The organism is Ectothiorhodospira shaposhnikovii, assembly GCF_022227765.1.
Taxonomy (GTDB): Bacteria; Pseudomonadota; Gammaproteobacteria; order Ectothiorhodospirales; family Ectothiorhodospiraceae; genus Ectothiorhodospira.
The window spans coordinates 436,863-455,902 of sequence record NZ_JAJMLZ010000001.1; the positions used below are offsets into that span (position 1 = coordinate 436,863).

The 19,040-nt window shown below is 63.3% G+C and carries 20 protein-coding genes and 2 tRNA genes; 14 read left to right on the forward strand and 8 right to left on the reverse strand.

What is annotated here, in order from left to right; translation table 11 throughout:
* Positions 1 to 4 precede the first annotated feature (4 nt).
* The 4 genes from LQD11_RS02080 (at position 5) to iscU (ending at position 2,749) form a co-directional block, all read left to right on the forward strand.
* Entirely contained in the window at positions 5 to 481 is a 477-nt protein-coding gene (locus LQD11_RS02080) for a DUF1249 domain-containing protein (protein WP_238616055.1), read from the forward strand.
* A gap of 89 nt (positions 482 to 570) precedes the next feature.
* Positions 571 to 1,056 (forward strand): Rrf2 family transcriptional regulator, encoded by a 486-nt coding sequence (locus LQD11_RS02085; protein WP_200176050.1) that lies wholly within the window; start codon positions 571 to 573, stop codon positions 1,054 to 1,056.
* Positions 1,057 to 1,066: 10 nt separating this feature from the next.
* Positions 1,067 to 2,287 (forward strand): IscS subfamily cysteine desulfurase, encoded by a 1,221-nt coding sequence (locus LQD11_RS02090; RefSeq protein WP_238616056.1) that lies wholly within the window; start codon positions 1,067 to 1,069, stop codon positions 2,285 to 2,287.
* Positions 2,288 to 2,323: 36 nt separating this feature from the next.
* Entirely contained in the window at positions 2,324 to 2,749 is a 426-nt protein-coding gene (gene iscU, locus LQD11_RS02095; protein WP_238616057.1) for a Fe-S cluster assembly scaffold IscU, read from the forward strand.
* Between the two features lie 105 nt (positions 2,750 to 2,854).
* Here the strand turns inward: iscU and LQD11_RS02100 are convergent, their stop codons facing one another.
* Genes LQD11_RS02100 through LQD11_RS02115 form a run of 4 tightly spaced genes read right to left on the reverse strand, consistent with a single transcriptional unit; the run spans position 2,855 to position 7,405 of the window.
* The gene (locus LQD11_RS02100; protein ID WP_238616058.1) at positions 2,855 to 4,843 is read right to left on the reverse strand and encodes a transglutaminase TgpA family protein; all 1,989 of its coding nucleotides are present in this window, start codon (positions 4,841 to 4,843) and stop codon (positions 2,855 to 2,857) included.
* A complete protein-coding gene (locus LQD11_RS02105) occupies positions 4,840 to 5,829 on the reverse strand; it encodes a DUF58 domain-containing protein (protein ID WP_238616059.1) in 990 nt (329 codons plus the stop codon). The genes LQD11_RS02100 and LQD11_RS02105 overlap by 4 nt, the downstream gene beginning before the upstream one ends.
* A complete protein-coding gene (locus LQD11_RS02110) occupies positions 5,829 to 6,770 on the reverse strand; it encodes an AAA family ATPase (protein ID WP_238616060.1) in 942 nt (313 codons plus the stop codon). The genes LQD11_RS02105 and LQD11_RS02110 overlap by 1 nt, the downstream gene beginning before the upstream one ends.
* A gap of 38 nt (positions 6,771 to 6,808) precedes the next feature.
* A complete protein-coding gene (locus LQD11_RS02115) occupies positions 6,809 to 7,405 on the reverse strand; it encodes a GNAT family N-acetyltransferase (protein WP_238616061.1) in 597 nt (198 codons plus the stop codon).
* Positions 7,406 to 7,542: 137 nt separating this feature from the next.
* On the opposite strand from LQD11_RS02115, the gene LQD11_RS02120 reads away from it, so the two are divergent.
* Genes LQD11_RS02120 through acuI form a run of 5 tightly spaced genes read left to right on the forward strand, consistent with a single transcriptional unit; the run spans position 7,543 to position 12,136 of the window.
* The gene (locus LQD11_RS02120) at positions 7,543 to 8,688 is read left to right on the forward strand and encodes an ABC transporter permease (RefSeq protein WP_238616062.1); all 1,146 of its coding nucleotides are present in this window, start codon (positions 7,543 to 7,545) and stop codon (positions 8,686 to 8,688) included.
* A complete protein-coding gene (locus LQD11_RS02125; RefSeq protein ID WP_238616063.1) occupies positions 8,688 to 9,464 on the forward strand; it encodes an ABC transporter ATP-binding protein in 777 nt (258 codons plus the stop codon). The genes LQD11_RS02120 and LQD11_RS02125 overlap by 1 nt, the downstream gene beginning before the upstream one ends.
* Positions 9,461 to 10,468, forward strand: a complete 1,008-nt coding sequence (locus LQD11_RS02130; RefSeq protein ID WP_238616064.1) for an MlaD family protein — start codon at positions 9,461 to 9,463, stop codon at positions 10,466 to 10,468. Before LQD11_RS02125 ends, LQD11_RS02130 begins: the two co-directional genes overlap by 4 nt.
* Before the next feature lie 14 nt (positions 10,469 to 10,482).
* A complete protein-coding gene (locus tag LQD11_RS02135) occupies positions 10,483 to 11,112 on the forward strand; it encodes an ABC-type transport auxiliary lipoprotein family protein (RefSeq protein WP_238616065.1) in 630 nt (209 codons plus the stop codon).
* A 40-nt stretch (positions 11,113 to 11,152) separates the two neighbouring features.
* Entirely contained in the window at positions 11,153 to 12,136 is a 984-nt protein-coding gene (gene acuI, locus LQD11_RS02140) for an acrylyl-CoA reductase (NADPH) (protein ID WP_238616066.1), read from the forward strand.
* On the opposite strand, the gene LQD11_RS15670 is transcribed toward acuI, so the two are convergent.
* Positions 12,126 to 13,025, reverse strand: a complete 900-nt coding sequence (locus LQD11_RS15670) for an ATP-binding protein (protein WP_238616067.1) — start codon at positions 13,023 to 13,025, stop codon at positions 12,126 to 12,128. The two genes, acuI and LQD11_RS15670, sit on opposite strands and share 11 nt — an antisense overlap.
* Before the next feature lie 431 nt (positions 13,026 to 13,456).
* On the reverse strand, positions 13,457 to 13,750 hold the full coding sequence (locus LQD11_RS02150; RefSeq protein ID WP_238616068.1) for a hypothetical protein: 294 nt from the start codon (positions 13,748 to 13,750) through the stop codon (positions 13,457 to 13,459).
* 208 nt (positions 13,751 to 13,958) lie between these two features.
* Here LQD11_RS02150 and LQD11_RS02155 point away from each other — a divergent pair, with 208 nt between their 5' ends.
* From LQD11_RS02155 to LQD11_RS02175, 5 genes are all read left to right on the forward strand, one after another.
* Positions 13,959 to 14,387: a CrcB family protein gene (locus tag LQD11_RS02155; RefSeq protein WP_141565263.1), complete on the forward strand. Its 429-nt coding sequence runs from the start codon at positions 13,959 to 13,961 to the stop codon at positions 14,385 to 14,387.
* A complete protein-coding gene (locus LQD11_RS02160; protein ID WP_238616069.1) occupies positions 14,387 to 14,803 on the forward strand; it encodes a fluoride efflux transporter FluC in 417 nt (138 codons plus the stop codon). Before LQD11_RS02155 ends, LQD11_RS02160 begins: the two co-directional genes overlap by 1 nt.
* An 83-nt stretch (positions 14,804 to 14,886) precedes the next feature.
* A tRNA-Gly gene (locus LQD11_RS02165) sits at positions 14,887 to 14,962 on the forward strand.
* Between the two features lie 175 nt (positions 14,963 to 15,137).
* Positions 15,138 to 15,211: transfer RNA gene (locus LQD11_RS02170), tRNA-Cys, on the forward strand.
* 216 nt (positions 15,212 to 15,427) lie between these two features.
* The gene (locus LQD11_RS02175) at positions 15,428 to 16,666 is read left to right on the forward strand and encodes an HD-GYP domain-containing protein (protein ID WP_238616070.1); all 1,239 of its coding nucleotides are present in this window, start codon (positions 15,428 to 15,430) and stop codon (positions 16,664 to 16,666) included.
* 10 nt (positions 16,667 to 16,676) lie between these two features.
* Here the strand turns inward: LQD11_RS02175 and LQD11_RS02180 are convergent, their stop codons facing one another.
* Together LQD11_RS02180 and LQD11_RS02185 are read right to left on the reverse strand one after the other, a co-directional pair.
* Complete coding sequence (locus LQD11_RS02180; RefSeq protein WP_238616071.1) at positions 16,677 to 17,408, reverse strand: sulfite exporter TauE/SafE family protein; 732 nt, start codon at positions 17,406 to 17,408, stop codon at positions 16,677 to 16,679.
* Positions 17,409 to 17,415: 7 nt separating this feature from the next.
* A complete protein-coding gene (locus tag LQD11_RS02185; RefSeq protein ID WP_238616072.1) occupies positions 17,416 to 19,026 on the reverse strand; it encodes an NAD(P)/FAD-dependent oxidoreductase in 1,611 nt (536 codons plus the stop codon).
* Positions 19,027 to 19,040: the final 14 nt, after the last annotated feature.

The window sequence follows — 19,040 nt, forward strand, 5'->3', positions numbered from 1 at the left end:
GCCCATGTTGATCGAGGCTCGCAAACCCGCCTATCTGGACCCCAGGCCCCGCAGTTTTGCGGCGTTGATGGACCTGTATGAGGCTAATTACATCCGCCTGCGCCGACTCTCTCCCGAACTGAGATCACAGCAGGGTGCGCTGGTTTCCCGGGTGGCGGGGGCCATGGACCTGCATCTGGAGGTGATCGAGTGTTGCCCCTACACCACCACCCTGATACTGACCTATCACTTTGAAGGCGACGAGGGACGGCATCGTCGCAAGAGCCCCAATCTGCATCTGCGGGTCTATCATGACGCCCGTCAGGTGGAAGTGATGGGGTGTGCCTGCCGTCGCTCCGGCGAGGAAGTCAGTCTGGGCGATCATCCGGACTGGCAGGCCCTGGAGCACCGCTGGCGTTTCAACCGCTTTCTCTATAAATGGCTCGGCTATTGCCTGCATCAGGGCCATCGGTTTGAGGGCGCCGCTGCAAAAAATTCTTGACTCCCCAGCTTGGTTTTGTGAGACTGCCTCTAAACCTGACTTAGCAAGTCGGGAATTGTGAAGCCTGACAACCGAGGAAGGGGGCGTCCATGAAACTGTCAACCAAGAGTCGATACGCGGTGACCGCCATGCTGGACCTGGCCATCCACGATGGGATCGGCCCTGTCACCCTGGCGGATATTTCCCAGACCCAGGGGATTTCCCTGTCCTACCTGGAACAGCTCTTCGCCAAGCTGCGCAAGCATGGTCTGGTGGAGGGGGTGCGGGGTCCCGGCGGCGGCTATCGCCTGGCGCAGCCCGCCGACGAGATCACCGTGGCGAGCATCATCATGGCGGTGGACGAAAACGTGAAGATGACCCGTTGCCTGGGTACCGGTGACTGCCACGACGGGCAGCGTTGCCTGACTCACCAGCTTTGGGATGAACTCAGTCAGCAACTGTTTGCGTTCCTGGACGGGATCACCCTGGACCAGTTCGCCAACCGTCCCGAGGTTCAGCAGATCGCCCGGCGCCAGGAACAGCAGCATCCTCGCCATGCCCACCAGCATTTCATTTTCCGTCGCTCCGCCGCCTGAGGAGATCCCCATGTCATCGAGAAGGCCCATCTACCTGGATTATGCCGCCACCACGCCGGTCGACGAGCGGGTGGCGGAAACGATGTTCCGGTTCATGACCGTGGGCGGTGCCTTCGGCAACCCCGCTTCCCGCTCCCACAGTTTCGGCTGGGAAGCGGAAAAGGCGGTGGAAGAGGCCCGGGAGCAGGTGGCCGCTCTGGTGGGGGCCGATCCCCGGGAGATCGTCTGGACCAGCGGTGCCACCGAGGCGGACAACCTGGCCATCAAGGGGGCGGCCCATTTCTACCAGAAGAAGGGACGTCATATCGTCACCGTCAAGACCGAGCACAAGGCGGTGCTCGACACCTGCCGTCAACTGGAACGGGAAGGGTTCGAAGTCACCTACCTGGACCCGGAGCCCAGCGGCCTGCTGGACATGGCCAAGCTGGAGGCGGCCCTGCGTGACGACACGGTGCTGGTTTCCGTGATGCACGTGAACAACGAGATCGGCGTGATCCAGGATATCGAGGCCATCGGCAACCTGACCCGATCCCGCGGTGTCCTGTTCCATGTGGATGCCGCCCAGTCCACCGGCAAGGTGCCTCTGGATCTGTCGAAACTGCCCGTGGATCTGATGAGTTTTTCGGCTCACAAGACCTATGGCCCCAAGGGCGTGGGCGCCCTGTACGTGAGTCGCAAGCCCCGGGTGCGGATTGAGGCCCAGATGCACGGAGGCGGCCATGAGCGCGGCATGCGGTCAGGCACCCTGGCGCCCCATCAGATCATCGGCATGGGCGAGGCCTTTCGCATCGCCCGCGAGGAGATGGGGGCGGAGAACGAGCGCCTGCGCATGCTGCGGGACCGGCTCTGGGAAGGCCTGTCCGGCATGGACGAGGTTTATCTCAATGGTGACCTGGAGCGACGGGTGGCCGGCAATCTCAATGTCTCCTTCAACTTCGTGGAAGGGGAGAGCCTGATCATGGCCCTCAAGGACATCGCCGTCTCCTCCGGTTCCGCCTGCACCAGCGCCAGTCTGGAGCCCTCCTACGTACTGCGTGCCCTGGGGCGGGATGATGAGCTGGCCCACAGTTCCATCCGCTTCTCCGTGGGCCGCTATACCACCGTGGAGGACATCGATCACACCATCGCCCTGGTCAAATCGGCGGTGGAGAAGCTGCGCGAGCTGTCCCCCCTCTGGGAAATGCACCAGGAAGGGGTGGATCTCAAGACCGTGGAGTGGGTGGCCCACTGAGCCACCCGGGACAACCCATTCGAGAGGTAATCGAACATGGCCTACAGCGACAAAGTCATCGACCACTACGAAAACCCCCGCAACGTGGGCTCCCTGGACAAGGCAGACCCCCACGTGGGCACCGGCATGGTGGGCGCACCGGCCTGTGGTGACGTGATGAAACTGCAGATCCGGGTCAACGATGCCGGCGTCATCGAGGACGCCAGGTTCAAGACCTACGGTTGCGGTTCCGCCATTGCCAGCTCCAGCCTGCTCACCGAGTGGGTGAAAGGGAAAACCCTGGAGGAGGCCGGCGCCATCAAGAATACCCAGATTGCCGAGGAACTGGCCCTGCCGCCGGTGAAAATCCACTGTTCGGTCCTGGCCGAGGACGCCATCAAGGCCGCGATCGCGGATTTTCGCAAGAAGTCGGTCCAGGGCCATCCCGGCGATCATGAGGAACCCCAACGACTGTCGGCATAACCCGCCGGCATCCCCCCGACAAAGCCCGGCTCACAGGGACGTGGGCTTGTCTGCTTCCCTCCCCATTGGGCTTTGTACCCGCCGGCAACGGCGGGTTTTTTTCGATCAGGGATTGATTCGCCGCAACAGCCCGCGCAGTTGCCCGAAACGTTCCGGGTCGGGACCGGCACCGTAGCGCAGGGCCACGTATTCCCGGGTGAAGGCCGCCACCGGTTCCGCCAGATCCGGGCGTTCCCGGGCGATGCGTCGGGCAAAGTCCATGGGCGGTTCATGGGGGGCGCGGGTCAGTCCGGCCCGGGCCAGACGACGGCAGAAACGCCGATAGACCACGGCCAGCGGATCGGCGACCGGCAGGCGATTGCGCCACAGGAACACGGCCGCGAACACCAGCACCACCGCGCCGATGAGTACCACCATCAGGGTGATCATCCCGCGCCAGTCCAGGCGTCCCAGGCCCAGCCGCTCCAGCAGTTCCTCCTGTCGCTCGGGACCGAAGGCCAGCACCCAGCCGCTCCAGTAGTAGTCGATGCTGTCGCGCCATAGCTCCCACTGCAGCCTCACCATGCCCCAGTCCAGGCTGCGACGGATAAAGTCCGGGGCGCCCAGATCCCCCGACAGGGCGATCCGGATCCCTTGTTCGATGCGTTCCGGAGCGACCGCGGCGGTGGGGTCCACCCGTACCCAGCCCCGGCCTTCCAGCCAGACCTCGGCCCAGGCATGGGCATCGGACTGACGCACCAGCAGGTAATTGCCCAGGCGGTTGTATTCGCCGCCCTGGTAACCGGTGACCACCCGTGCCGGGATGCCGGCGGCCCGCATCAGCACCACGAAGGCGCTGGCATAGTGTTCGCAGAAACCGGCCCGGGCCTCGAACAGGAACTGATCCACCGGGTCCCGCTCCAGTCTGGGGGGAGACAGGGTGTAGAAGAAGGGTTCTTCGTTGAAGTGCCGCAGGGCGGCCTGGATCAGGGTGTCGTCTTCTTCATGTTGTGCCCGCCAGGCCTGCGCCAGTGCCTGCGCCCGTGGGGCCGCGCGAGCCGGCAGGCTCAGTGCCTGGCGGCGACGTGCCTCGGACAGTTCCGGTTCCAGGATCAGATCCGTCCGCGAGGCCAGGCTGTACTGCACCAGGCGCCGTACCGGGCGGTCGGCCACCAGATAGTGATCCTCGGTCATGCGGGCATCGGGCGGCACGGCGACGGGGACATCCAGGGCCAGCAGCCAGCGGCGTTCGTGGGGTTCCAGATTAAGGGTGTAGGTCACCATGCCATCGGTATCCGGCAGCAGGGGCAGGGCGTCGATTTCCGTCTCCCGGCCCGCCCGCCAGGTGCGCCCGTCGAAATGGGCGAATACCGGCCCGCGCCAGTACCGCTGTGCCGGCGCGGGCGGCTCGTCGGTGAATGAAACCCGGAAAGCGGGGGCGTCGGACTGCAGTAATTCACTGATGGAACCGGGGGACATGCTGTCGGACAGGCCGGTCACGCCGGTGGTGCTGTCCTGGGGCATGCCCCAGAGGGGGCCGGGCAGACGGGGAAAGAGCAGGAACAGGATGATCATCACCGGCACCGCCTGGCCCAGCATCAGACCGGCCAGGCCGAAGGACTCCCTTGCCGGTTGTACCCCTTCACCGGCATTGAGCCTGACCAGGGCGGCGGTGGTGGCGAACACCGCCACCAGCATGTAGAGGGCGGCCGGGATCTCCTGGGAGTAGAAGAAGTTGGTGATGATGACGAAATAGCCCAGGAACACCACCAGCATGGCATCCCGGTAGGTGCGGGTTTCCAGCAGTTTCAGGCCTGTCATCAGGACCAGCAGGGCCACGCCGGCGTCGCGGCCGAAGAGGGTGCCGTAGCGACCCAGGACCAGGCCGGTCATGAGTATGGTGAGCAGCACCAGTATCCAGCGGGAGGGCATGGGCAGTCGGCCCAGATGGACGCCGCCGCGCCAGGCCAGGGCCAGGACCGTGGTCAGCACCACCCACACGGGTTGATTGAACAGGTGGGGCACGATGGCCACGCCGATGGCGGCGATCACCCACAGCAGGGCGCCGGAACGGGCCGGTAGCCGGTCTTCCAGCCTCATGGGTGCGACGCTCATGGACAGGCGTCCGCCGGCAGGGCGAAGCAGGCCAGGTATTCCAGGCAGCGTCGCTGATGGGCCTCGCCCGTGTCCGGCTCCAGCTCCAGGCCGGGCATGCGCAGGCCGAAGCGTAGCCCCTGAGCCTGGGCCTGAAGGACCTGGTGACACATCATGGACAGCCGGATCTCCAGATCGCCTGCCGGCAACTGGTCCCAGTCCAGCCAGACCTGCCCGCCGCTCACCTCGCCGAACTGCTTGATGTAAAGATCACCGGTACGGGCCAGGGCCTTCCAGTCCAGATGGCGGGGGGAGTCTCCCGGCTGATAGCCCCGGACACCGGCAAACTCCTCTCCGGCGGGATCGGTCCGTTCCCGGCTTTCGCCTTCATCCTGCCCGGCAAAGGGGGGTGCCTGATCCATGGGTAGGGGCTTGGGGTAGACCAGCACGGATTCATCGAAATGCAGCCAGGACCAGGCCCGGAACAGTCCCATGGGATAGCGGCCATGGAGTCGCAGGCGACCGGGTCGCAACACGCCCCGGCGCCGGGCGGGCAGGTCCAGGGTGACCTGGGTTTCATCCCGGGCGCCGACATCAAAGGGCACCGGTGTGCCATCCAGGGTCTCCAGTAGCAGGCCGCGACGGGTCACCCGACTGGGGTTTTCCACGGTGTAGACGAATTGGGCGGTCTGGCCGGCAAAGACCGGCTGAGCCGGTCGGCGCGTGACCCGCAGCCCCAGCAGGTTTCTGTGGGTATGCCACATGGCATTGGCGCCCAGGGCCGCCAGCAGGAAGGTCAGCATGAAGGCCATGCTGTTGCTGTAATTGATGGCCCCCAGCAACATCACCAGGAGGATCAGGGCAAAGGTGTAGCCCTGACGGGTGGGCAGGATGTAGATGCAGCGCCGGTGCAGCCGCAGGGTCCGTCCTTCCGGCAGTTGGCGCCGGGTGATCCAGGCGATGGCCCGTTCCCTCAGCCGCCGACGATCCAGGACCAGGGCCTTCATCACGGGACCGGAACGGCCTCGATCAGACGCCGGGTGACTTGTTCCGGTGCCAGGCCGGGGGATTCGCTCAGGTGCAGTCGATGCCCGGCCACCGGTGGTAGGACCGCCTGGATGTCTTCCGGCAGGACATGATCCCGATGGTCCACCAGGGCCCAGGCCTGGGCGGCGCGCAGCAGTGCCAGCACCGCCCGTGGTGATAAACCCATCCGGTACACCCCCGGTCGACGGGTATGGGCGACGATGGCCTGCAGGTAGTCCAGCAGGGCATCGGAGACATGAACCTGCGTGACTTGTCGCTGCAGCGCCAGCAGGGCAGGGGCATCCACCTGGGCGGGGAGTTCCTCCACCAGCTCACGGCGGTCCCGCCCCCGCAGCAGTGCACGTTCTGCCGCCGCGTCCGGATAACCCAGATGGATGCGCATCAGGAAGCGGTCCATCTGGGATTCGGGCAGGGGGAAGGTGCCGATCTGTTCCTGGGGATTCTGGGTGGCGATGACGAAGAACGGCTCCGGCAGACGCCGGGTGGTGCCTTCGATGGTGACCTGCTGTTCCTCCATGGCCTCCAGCAGGGCGCTTTGGGATTTGGGCGTGGTGCGGTTGATCTCGTCCGCCAGCACCAGTTGGGAAAAGACCGGACCGGGATGGAACTCGAAGCGCTTGCGCTCCGTGCTGAACACCGAGACGCCGAGGATGTCCGCCGGCAGTAGATCGCTGGTGAACTGAATGCGTTGGAATTGCAGCCCCAGGGTGCGGGCCAGGGCATGGGCCAGGGTGGTCTTGCCGACCCCCGGCAGGTCTTCCACCAGTAGGTGACCCCGTGCCAGCAGGCAGGCCAGGGCCAGTCGGATGGGGCCGGGTTTGCCGAAAATGACCGTGTTCAACTGCGCCAGGATGGCATCGATGCGGGCCGCCATCGCAGTATCGGGCAGGGTCTTGTTCATGGGCGGCTCCGGCCCTCCGTGATCGGTTGTGAACCCTGCTAGAGGGACTTGACCCAGAAGACCATGCTCTTTTCCGATTCCCTTGGCTGATCCAGATCCTTCCAGGAAAAGAGGGTGGTGAGGCTGGGTTGCTTGCGATAACCCCGTTTTTTCCAGAACTCATCCAGCGGTGTGTAGTCGGAAGGACGGCGGGGGTCGTCTTTCGGCCGATAGACGGCGCAGAAGGTGGCGTGGGTGAAACCGCCCAGGGATCTGGCATGGGCCTCCCGTTCCTGGAAGAATCTCACCCCCAGCCCCTGACCCCGGTATTCGGGCAGCAGCACGGATTCCCCCAGATAGAAGACCCGCGCCGGATCGTAGCCGTGCTGACGCAGGGGGCGGATCACGTTCTCCGGCTCGTGCGCCAGGGGCAGGGCGGTGGAGGCGCCGACGATCCTGTCGCCGTCACGGACCAGCACCACGACGCTTTTGGGGGAGGCCGTGTAGGTGGCCAGGTAGTTCTCCTCGTACTCCGGGTCGCCGTCATAGAGATAGGGATAGGCGCGGAAGACGTTGATCCTGAGCCGGGCCAGCTCGGCTAGCCAGGGGGTGGCCTGTGGACCCGCCAGGCGTTCGATGTGCAGGGTACTGGACATGACGATCCCGGGTGTTCTGTCAAAAAATAATTGGACTGTCCCCGTGCGAGGGGGTTCATCGTCGCTTTCTTCTCCTGTTCAGTCTGGCAATATGGAGCGACATGTTCAATGGTTTGCCATGGAGTTCGCGTGTTCCCGTGGGTAAAAAGACATCCGTGAATGAAGGCGGCGCACAACTGAAGGTCTCACCCGGCCCGGCGGGTGAGTGTATCCTCGAGCTGTCCGGCCGCCTGGACGCCTATACGATAGGCCCGCTCTGGCCCCGGGCCGGACGCATGCTGGAGGATCATGTCGATACGCCGGTGCGGGTGGATCTGGCGGCGGTCGACTACTGCGACGGCGCCGGCGTGGCCCTGTTGCTGGATCTGCTGCGTCAGACCCGGGCACCGGGGGCAGAGGTGGCGCTGGTGAATGTGCCAACCAAGGTGGCGCAACTGCTGGAGCCCTTCGATGCCAGGGCCTTGAGCGGTACCCCGGAGGCGCGTCGCGCGCCCGGACTGGGCCGGCGCCTGGGTGACGGGGTCCATGACCTGGGGCGCGATCTGTATAACCACGTGGTGTTTGTGGGCGAGGCCGCGGCCGCCCTGGCCCATGGCCTGGCCCACCCCTCCCGCGTGCGCTGGAAGGACGCCCTGCGCATTGCCCAGGAAGCCGGGGTCAATGCCCTGCCCATCGTCGCCCTGATTGCCTTTCTCATGGGGGTGATCCTGGCGTTTCAGTCCGCCGTGGCGATGAAACAGTTTGGTGCCGAGATCTTCGTCGCCAACCTGGTGGCCCTGTCCCTGTTCCGGGAGCTGGGTCCGTTGATGACGGCGATCCTGCTGGCGGGCCGTTCCGCTTCCGCCTTTGCCGCCGAGATCGGTACCATGAAGGTCAACGAGGAACTCAATGCCCTGACCACCATGGGACTGGATCCGGTCCGTTTCCTGGTGGTGACCCGGGTCATGGCGGCGGTGATCATCGCGCCTTTGTTGACCATCTTTGCGGACCTGGTGGGGCTGATGGGGGGGGCCATGGTGATGATGACTTTCGACGTGCCCCTGGTGGCGTTCATGAACCAGGTCAGTCAGGCGGTGTCGCCGGGAGACTTCCTGGGCGGCCTGTTCAAGGCCACCGTGTTCGGCCTGGTCATCGCCGGCGTGGGCTGTCTGCGCGGCCTGGAAACCCGCACCGGTGCCTCCGCCGTGGGGATTTCCACCACCCGGGCGGTGGTCAGCGCGATTATCCTGATCGTGGTTCTGGACGGTCTGTTTGCCGTGATTTTCTTCCATCTGGGTATCTGATGCAGCCCGACTCTCAATCGCCACCGCCGATCATCCAGGTACGGGACCTCACTCTGGGGTTCGGCGGTACGCCGCTGCTGGCGCATCTGTCCTTCGACATTGCGCCGGGCGAGATCTTCGTCATCCTGGGTGGTTCCGGCTGCGGCAAGAGCACCCTGCTCAAGCATATGATCGGACTCTACGAGCCCATGGCCGGGGAGGTGGTCATCGGCGGCGAGGTCTTTACCGGGACCGAGGGCCAGGCCCGTCGGGATATCCTGCGACGTTTCGGTGTCATGTACCAGATGGGGGCCCTGTTCGGCTCCATGACCTTGCTGGAAAACGTGCGCCTGCCCCTGGAGGAGTTCACCGACCTGCCCGACGAAGCCATGGATCTGGTGGCCCGCCTCAAGCTGCAGCTGGTGGGACTGGCCGGGTTCGAACAGCACATGCCGGCGGAGATTTCCGGCGGGATGCAAAAACGCGCGGCCATCGCCCGGGCCATGGCGCTGGACCCGGACATCCTGTTTCTGGACGAGCCCTCCGCCGGTCTGGATCCCATCACCTCGGCCGAACTGGATCAGTTGATCCTGCGCCTGAGCCGCATCCTGGGCATCACCTTCGTGGTGGTGACCCACGAATTGCCCAGCATCTTCACCATTGCCGACCGGGTGATCATGCTGGACAAGGAAACCCGGGGTATCCTGGCACAGGGCGATCCCGCCCATCTACGGGACCACAGTGAACACCCGTGGGTGCGTCGTTTCTTCAACCGTGAAGCCACGGAGGCATCGTGAGTAGTCGTGCCGGTTATTTTCGTCTGGGGTTGTTCATCGTCGGTGCCTTTGCCGCTACCGTCGTGATCCTGCTGGCGCTGGGTGTGGGCGCGCTGTTGCGGCCCAAGTTGATGATGGAAACCTATTTCGACGGCTCCATCCAGGGGCTGGACGTGGGGGCGCCCATCAAGCTGCGCGGGGTCACCATCGGCGAGGTGAGTCAGATCAGCTTCACCTATGCCCATTACCAGAAAGAGCTGCCTGTCGCCGACCGTGCCCAGTATGTGATGGTCAGGGGTTGGTTGCGTCCGGATCTGCTCAGTGCGCCCATGAGGGAGGCGGATATCAAGGATGAGCTGGCGCTGTTCGTGGAACGGGGGTTGCGGGTACGCATGACCAGCCAGGGAGTGACCGGGATCAACTTTCTGGAACTGGATTTCTTCGATGCGGACACCTTCACCCCGGTGGTCATCGACTGGACCCCGGAGTACCTGTACATCCCCTCCGCCCCCAGCACCATGACCCAGTTCCTGCAGTATGCGGACAATATCATGCGCCGGGTGGACAGGATGGACGTGGAGTCCATCCTGTCCAACATCGAGCGTTTCACCATCAACCTGAACGAGATCGTGGAGGGCGTGGACGCCAAGCAGCTCATGAGTGAACTGGCCGGCAGCCTGGAGCAGACCCACGATATCCTCAAGCGGGTGCAGCGCCTGGCGGACTCACCCCAATTGGCCAGGATTCCGGAAGACCTGGGGGCAACGGCACAGAATCTCCGGCGCTTGTCGGAGTCCCCCGAGATCCGCCAGTCGTTGGAAGGCCTGACCCGCTCCCTGGATCAGCTCAAGGGCACCGTGGGACGTGCCGACGACCTGATCGCCGGTCATGAGCAGGACATTGCCGCTTCGCTGGACAACCTGCGGGCCATGACCGACAACCTGCGTGCCCTCACCGAGGATCTGCGCCGCCATCCGGGGGCGATCCTGAATCGTCCCCCTGAACCCGCCGAACTGTCCCGATGATCCGGAGCCCGATCATGCCTCGACTCATCAAGTCCCTGTTGCTGTTCCTGCTGGTGCCGGCCTTGCTGATGACCGCCGCCTGCAGCGTGAGTCTGGACCGCGATCCGCCGGTACGTACCACCTATCTGATGGAGGCCAAGCGGCCGGCCCTGCCGGTGCACGAGCCGGTCGGCGGCAGTTTGGTCATGGGGACGGTGCGGGTGGCACCGGAGTTCGCCACCCGGGGCCTGATCTACCGCATGGATGACACCCGGTATGTCTCCGATTTCCATCATGACTGGTTTGCTCCAGTGCGGGATCAGGTGTACAGCACGACCCGGGAGTGGTTGCATGACGCCCGGGTGTTCCACACCCTGTTGCCGCCCAGCCTGGCCCGGGAAGCGGACTACCGCCTGGATATTCTGGTCAACACCATCCATGGCGATCTGCGGGATGAGCAGTCTCCGGCAGCGGTGCTGGAACTGCAGGCCTACCTGTCATCCCGTGGACAGGAGGGAGAGCGTCGTATCCTGCTGGCCTCTACCCTGCAGTCCCGTCAGCCGCTGTCCGAAGCCACCCCGGCCCAGGTGGCCGCGGGCCTGTCCCGGGGGCTGGCGGATATCCTGACCCGGCTGGAATCGGAGCTCACTCAAGCCCTGCCGTAGAGCGGGCAGACCATAACGACCACCCACAGGAGGGCGGAGGATGTATCGAGCCATCGTACTGAACAAGACCGAAAGCGGCGTCGAGGCGAAGCTGGAATCCCTGGATGAGCAGGCGCTACCGGAAGGCGATGTGACCGTCAGGGTGGCCTGGTCCACCCTCAACTACAAGGACGGCCTGGCAATCACCGGCAAGGCCCCCGTGGTCCGCCACTATCCCATGGTCCCGGGAGTGGATCTGTCGGGCACGGTGGAACACAGCGATCACCCCCGCTGGCGGCCGGGTGACCGGGTCATCCTCAATGGCTGGGGGGTGGGTGAAGCCCACCCCGGCGGTCTGGCCGAGAAGGCGCGCCTCAAGGGGGACTGGTTGGTACCCCTGCCGGAGGCCTTTGACCTGCGCCAGGCAATGGCCATCGGCACCGCCGGCTACACCGCCATGCTCTGTGTGCTGGCCCTGGCCCGCCAGGGTGTCCGGCCCGACCAGGGTGATGTTCTGGTGACCGGCGCCGGTGGTGGGGTGGGCAGCATCGCGGTGATGCTGCTGGCGGGGCGCGGCTACCGGGTGGTGGCATCCACCGGGCGGTCGGGGGAGGCGGCATACCTCAAGGGCCTGGGCGCGGCGGAAGTCATGGATCGGGCGGAGCTGTCGTCCCCCGGCAAGCCCCTGGGCAAGATCCGCTGGGCCGGGGCAGTGGACACGGTGGGCAGTCATACCCTGGCCAATGTGCTGGCTTCCACCTGCTACGGCGGCAGTGTGGCCGCCTGCGGGCTGGCCCAGGGCATGGACCTGCCGGCGACCGTGGCACCCTTCATCCTGCGGGGGGTGAACCTGCTGGGTGTGGACAGCGTCTACACACCCATGGAGCGGCGTCTGGAGGCCTGGGATTGCCTGGCCCGGGAACTGGATCCGGAGCGGCTGGCGGCGGCCACCACGGAGGTGGCATTGGCGGAGGTGATTCCGCTGGCTGAACGGATCCTGGCCGGGCAGGTGCGGGGGCGCACGGTGGTGGATGTCAACCGCTAGGAGCACGGGGAAACTGGATCTCGATCCGGGTGCCTTGATCGAGGCGGGAGTCGATCCACATGCGTCCCTGGAGGCGCTGGGTCACCCAATAGGCCTTGGTCAGGCCGAAGCCCCCGCCGTAGGTTCTGCGGTTCTGTACGTTATCCGCCCGAAACCCGAGCTTGACGACATCCTCGACCTGTCCGGGGGGAATGCCGACGCCGGTATCCTCCACCACGAAGCGGATTCTTTGGCCGTCATCATCCAGGCCTGACAGGATGCGCCCGCCGGGTGGAGTGTACTTGCGCGCATTGGCGACCAGGTCGCGAATCACGTCGTTGAACACGGCTGGCATGAAAATCTGGTTTCCATCCCGGCTGGTGACATCGAATTTCACCAGATAGTCCCGCTCTTCCTGTCCGGCGATGTTGTGCTTGATGCCGAAGCCGCCGTTGCTTTTCTGCTGCATCACCTGAAACAGGATCGCCAGATCTTCCTTGAGCAGTTCCAGGTCATACCATTGCCAGATCATCGGCACGCCGGCACGGGCCGTCAGCTCCTTGACCCGGGTCTTGAAGATCGCCATGACGGCTTCAATGTTGTCCAGACATTCCTGGGCGGCCGGGGTAGGGGTGATGCCGGCCACGGCGGTTGCGACCGCCTGCTGGATTTCCCGGTGAATGGCATCAATGTCCCTGACCCAGAGTATGGCCTGAAACGGGTCTTGCAGGGCCTGGGCAAACTCATGCACGGTGCCGATGCCGCGTTTCAGCGACTCAGGGCGGTCCAGATGCAGCGCCAGCAGATCCATTTCCGCTGAAAGTACGTTGAGCACATTGAGAAAACTGTGCAGATCCACCAAGGCTTCCTGCTCCGGTGTGAGATTCAAGGCCTTGATGATCTCTACCACAATGCGATATACCTCCCCGTGACATGGCGACAGGCTCAGGCTGTTGGATACAGTCTAGCGATGCCGCAAGGAAACGACATTCCGGCCATCGGCCATTTTGCTGCCTTCATCTTCAGTATCAGCCACAATACTGTGAGGAGTGTCACATTTTAAGAGGGCACGGAACAAGTCTCTTCCCACGACTCCTCATCTGTCTTTTGTCTTTTCCCGTGCCTCCCGTGCCTTTTCCACCCATGACTCCCGTTCTCTTTTTTCTTTTCCGTCATTCCCGCCTTTTTCTCCGTCACTCCCGCGAAGGCGGGAGTCCAGTATTTTCAGCCTGTGTTCCGTGACCGGATTCCCGCTTTCGCGGGAATGACTGATTAAAATCCTGAGAGATCAAGGGTAGATAGGCACCGGGACTCCATTCCCGGTGCCCGCGGGACACTCGATTATTCCCGCGCGTCTTCCACGGCTTCCTCCGCCGCGTCCACGGCGTCATCGATCTCACGACCGGCCTGCTCTGCCGGACCGGGTTCATCCACGGCATCGCCGATGGCTTCCGCGGCGTCGTCCAGCCTCTCTTCCGCGGCTTCCACGGCGTCTTCGTAACGTTCCTGAGCCTCTTCAACCACTTCATCCACGGTCTGGCCGGCCTCTTCGGCCGGGCCTCGGTCGGAGCATCCCACCAGGAAAGCCAGGGGGAACATGGACAGAGCGGCGATGAATGTGTGACGGTGCTTCATGCAAACCTCCTACACGAGTGATTGGGTGATGAATCCATTGATCAAAAGATGCGTGGGAAAGCCATGCCTCAATGACGGCAGACCCATGTCTATGGATTGCACGGCACAGCTTATGTTCCTTTGACCAGGGATTCGGTGCTGTGTCTCAAACTTTGGGACGAGAATCGGTGGTGCCCCACTCCGGACAGTACCGTGCATAATGCGCGGCATGTCTGACGCAATGCCCGTGGTGGGCCTGAATCCCTCATCCCTGACCCTCATTCTGCTGGGTGGCGCCCTGGGCGGGCTGCTCCGCTATTGGATGACCGCGTGGATCAGTTCGCGGATAGGGGACACCTTTCCCTGGGGTACCCTGGTGGTCAATGTCAGCGGCGCCAGCCTGATCGGCGTGGCCGCCGCCTGGATGCTGTCAGGAGGTCCGGGAGGAGGTCAGATCAATGCTTGGGCGTGGCTGGTGGTAGGGATTCTGGGCAGCTACACCACCGTCTCCTCCTTCAGCCTGCAGACCCTGATTCTGTTGCGCGGTAGCCGACTTCCGCAGGCGTTTTTCAATATCTTCCTTTCCGTCTTTTTATGTCTGGGAGGTGCCGCGTTGGCGTACACCGTCACGGGATACGTACTGGCGCGAGGTATCTGATGCGTGACCGTTACCGAATCTGGCTAGCCGTGGCCCTGGGCAGTGGCCTGGGGGCTGTGTCACGGCACTTGGTGTCGGTGGCCGCGCTCACCGCATTGGGACCAGCCTTTGCGTGGGGTACGCTGGCGGTGAACTTGGTGGGTTCCTGGCTCATCGGCCTCTATGCCGCCCTGACCGAGCCGGGCGGAGCCCTGATGGTGGGGCCGGCCATGCGCCAGTTCGTGCTCGCCGGCTTTTGTGGTGGATTCACCACCTTTTCCGTTTTCAGCCTGGAGGCGCTGATCTGGTTGCAGCAGGGGCGTCCCGGATTGGCCGCGGGGTATGTGCTCGGTTCCGTGGTTCTGTGGATGTCGGCAGTGTGGATGGGATACGCCCAGGGCATGGGGTTTAATGACCGCCTGGCACGGTCTGGATAAGTGCCGGCGGCTGATTTTCATGGGTGGATAAAAAAGTGTTGACACCCTGAAACAGATCTGTAGAATACGCGCCATCAAGTGACGCGGGAATAGCTCAGTTGGTAGAGCACAACCTTGCCAAGGTTGGGGTCGCGAGTTCGAGTCTCGTTTCCCGCTCCAAACAAGTCCTTGTGATTCAAGGAAAAAAAGCCGCCTCACAGGGCGGCTTTTTGCATTTCCCGTACCGGTGGCAAGTGGTATTTGTGTCCATCGGGAAGATGAAGCGCCAGGTTACAAGGGGTTGCCAAACACCGGGTATCTGGATAGAATCCGCCCTTCACTTGTCGATTCCCATGGCTGGGTGGCAGAGTGGTTATGCAGCGGCCTGCAAAGCCGTGGACGCCGGTTCGATTCCGACCCCAGCCTCCAGATGATTGAGGACGTCTTTCTCGTCCTTCTGAAAAAGCCCGCTTGAACGCGGGCTTTTTTTGTTTGCAGTCCAGGTCGGCTCGGATGATATGTCGGCATCCCGGCAAAATTTGGTGTGTGGTGGGCGGGTTGTTCAGTGGAGTTTGAAAAGGCCGGATAGTAAGATCAGAACGAAGGATCGGTCTGGCTTCCGGTCAATACTGGGGTGAATGGAAATTGCTCAAGAAGATTCGTGTCGAAGACCTGAAATTAGGGGTGTATATCACGGAATTCTGCGGCTCTTGGCTGGAGCACCCCTTCTGGCGTACCAGCTTCCTGCTCTCCAACCCCAATGACCTCAATGCCATTCAGGCCAGTCATATCAAGGAAGTCTGGATTGATAGCGACAGGGGAGAGGATGTAGATAGTGCCCCATACGCTGCATCACTGGACCCTCTGAAATCCGGGATCGATACCCGGCTTGAGGAAATGGCTGATATCAGCCGTGCTGCGTCACCGGTCGACATGGAGGAGGAGTTGACCCAGGCCAGGAAAATTCTCCATTTGTCCAGGGAAGCCGTGGCGGAAATGTTTTCCGCCGCGCGGATGGGTAATGCCGTGGACATGGGCGTGGCCAGAAATATCATCGAGCAAATATCGAATTCCCTAGCTCGAAATCCCTCTGCCTTGATCAGTCTGAGCCGGCTGAAGCAAGTGGATGAATATACCTACATGCATTCAGTGGCCGTTGCGGCCTTGATGATGGCGTTGGCTCGGGAGCTGAAATTCGACCAGGCCAAGGTCAAGGAAGCGGGCATGGCAGGATTGATGCACGATATCGGTAAGGCCGCCATTCCTAGGGCGATCCTCAATAAACCGGGAAGATTGACAAACTACGAATTCGGAGTCATGAAGTCTCACCCGCGGCGAGGCGGTGAAATGCTTTTGTCCCAGGGGGTGTCCAGCGATTCAGTCACGCTTGATGTCTGTCTCCATCATCATGAGAAAATGGATGGTTCGGGTTATCCCCATGGCCTGGCTGGTGATCAAATCAGCATGCAGGCCAAGATGGGAGCGGTTTGCGATGTTTACGATGCCATTACATCAAACCGCCCCTACAGAGAGGGATGGGATCCCTCCATTGCAATACAGAAGATGATGAGCTGGGCTGGAGGTCATTTTGATCAACGCATCTTCCAGGCCTTCGTCAAGACGCTGGGCATCTATCCTGTTGGCTCGCTGGTCCGGTTGAGTTCCGGGAAACTGGCCATTGTCATGGAGCAGTCGGAGGGATCCTTGCTCAAGCCCATTGTCAGGACATTCTATTCGGTGAATCGGGCCCGGAAGATCTCTCCGGTGGTGATGGATCTGTCTCGTCCCGGATGCGACGAATCCATCATCCAGCGTGAAGACCCGCGAGACTGGGGCCTGACCGATGTTCATGCCCTGTGTTTTGGTGATGTACTCAATGGCTGATCCCTGTGGTTCAGATCACTGACCGCACGATGGCAGCCATGCCGGCGACGCCGGAAAGCCACAGCACGGCGGGCCGTAGCCAGTGACGGTCCAGATAACCCGCCACCCAGCCGGAGATCCAGAATCCCACCAGGATGGCCGGCAGCAGTGACAATCCCAGCAGGATTTCCGTCATTCCGAATCGGTCCAGCAGGGCCAGGGCGGTCAGGGACAGCAGGCCGGCGGGCACGAAGATGGCCGACAGGGTGCCCCGCAGCCGGGGGCCGGTGACATTCTGGAAGGCCAGGGCCAGAGGCGGACCGCCGATGGAGGTGATGGTGGCCATGAAACCGGACAGGCCCGCGGCACCCACCAGGTGGGCCGGTCGAGGTTCGGGCACCCGATGCACCAGGCTCAGGGCCACGGCCAGCAGCACCAGACCGCCTAGCAGCACCCCCATGACATCTTCCGCGATGCTGCCCAGCAGGGCGGCGGCCAGCGCCGTGCCGGCCAGACTGCCGGGCAGGGCCCAGGCCACGTCCCTGGGACGCACGGCGCGCCATTCCCTGGACAGGATCAGCAACGGCAGGGTCATGCCGATAATGATCATGGGGGCCGGAATCAGTTGGGGATGGATCAGGTAGAGCAGGGGCGCTCCCAGCAGGGCCACGCCGTAGCCGATGCCGCCCTGGATGACGGCGCCGATGATGATCACGAGACTGGCCATTAGCCACTGAGAGATGTTGAGGGGGAAATCCATCATGATGCCCCTACAGTGGCCTGACCAGGTCCCTGGCCACCGCCTCGGCTACGCGGATGCCGTCCACCCCGGAGGAGAGAATGCCGCCGGCGTAACCGGCCCCTTCGCCCGCCGGGTACAGACCCTTGAGGTTCAGGCTTTGCAGGTCCTGGCCGCGGGTAATGCGCAAAGGGGCGGAGGTCCGGGTCTCCACTCCGGTGAGTACGGCGTCGCCCATGGCGAACCCCTTGATCTGTCGATCAAACACCGGCAATGCCTCGCGCAGGGCCTGGATGGCGAAGTCCGGCAGGGCCTGGGCCAGGTCCGTGGCCGTGACGCCCGGTGTGTAGGAGGGCTCCACACTGCCCAGGGCACTGGAGGCCTGTCCGGCGAGAAAGTCCCCCACCCGCTGGGCCGGGGCGTGGTAATTGCCGCCCCCCAGCCGATAGGCCAGGGATTCCAGACCCTCCTGAAACTCAATGCCCGCCAGCGGACCACCAGGATAATCCTGCGCCGGGGAAATACCCACCACGATCCCCGCATTGGCGTTTCTTTCATTGCGGGAGTACTGACTCATGCCATTGGTGACCACCCGCTCCGGTTCGGACGTGGCGGCCACCACGGTGCCACCCGGGCACATGCAGAAGCTGTAGACCGAGCGACCATTGCCGGCGTGGTGGACCAGCTTGTAGTCGGCCGCACCGAGCTTCGGGTGTCCCGCATACTTGCCCAGACGGGCCTTGTCGATCAGGGACTGGGGATGTTCGATGCGAAACCCCACCGAGAACGGCTTGGATTCCATGAATACCCCACGGGCGTGGAGCATGCGGAAGGTGTCCCGGGCGCTGTGACCCAGGGCCAGGATCACATGACGGCTCGGGATCTCTTCCCCGCCTTCCAGCATCACCCCCCGCACATGGCCATCTTCCATCAGCAGATCCGTGACCTTGTTCCGGAAGCGCACCTCGCCACCCAGGGCCTTGATCTGTTCCCGGATGTGCGCCACGACGCCGGTGAGCCGGAAGGTGCCGATATGGGGTTTGCTGCTGTAAAGGATCTCTTCCGGCGCCCCGGCCTTGACGAACTCCTCAAGCACCTTGCGCCCGTGGTGCCTGGGGTCCTTGATCTGGCTGTAGAGCTTGCCGTCGGAAAAGGTCCCGGCCCCGCCTTCACCGAACTGCACGTTGGATTCCGGGTTCAGGATCTCGTTGCGCCACAGGCCCCAGGTGTCACGGGTGCGCTGACGGACCTCGGGACCCCGCTCCAGCACGATGGGCCTGAAACCGCCCTGGGCCAGGATCAGGGCGGCGAAGATGCCGGCGGGGCCAAAGCCCACGATCACCGGACGCTCCCGCAGACCTTCCGGTGCATGCACCTCCGGCCTGTAGCGCATGTCCGGGGCCGGACCCACATGCCGGTCCTCGGCCAATTGCCGGAGCAGGTCCGCCTCGTTGCGGACTTCCACATCCACCGTATAGATGAACTGGATCTCGCTGTGTTTCTTGCGGGCATCATAGCTGCGGCGGAACAGCCGAAAGGTGATCAGGTCCGCTGCATCGATCCCCAGGCGCCTGATGATGGCCTCGCGCAGGGCCGCGTCGGGGTGATCCAGGGGCAGCTTGAGTTCGGTGATGCGCAGCATGGGAGATTTCGCTA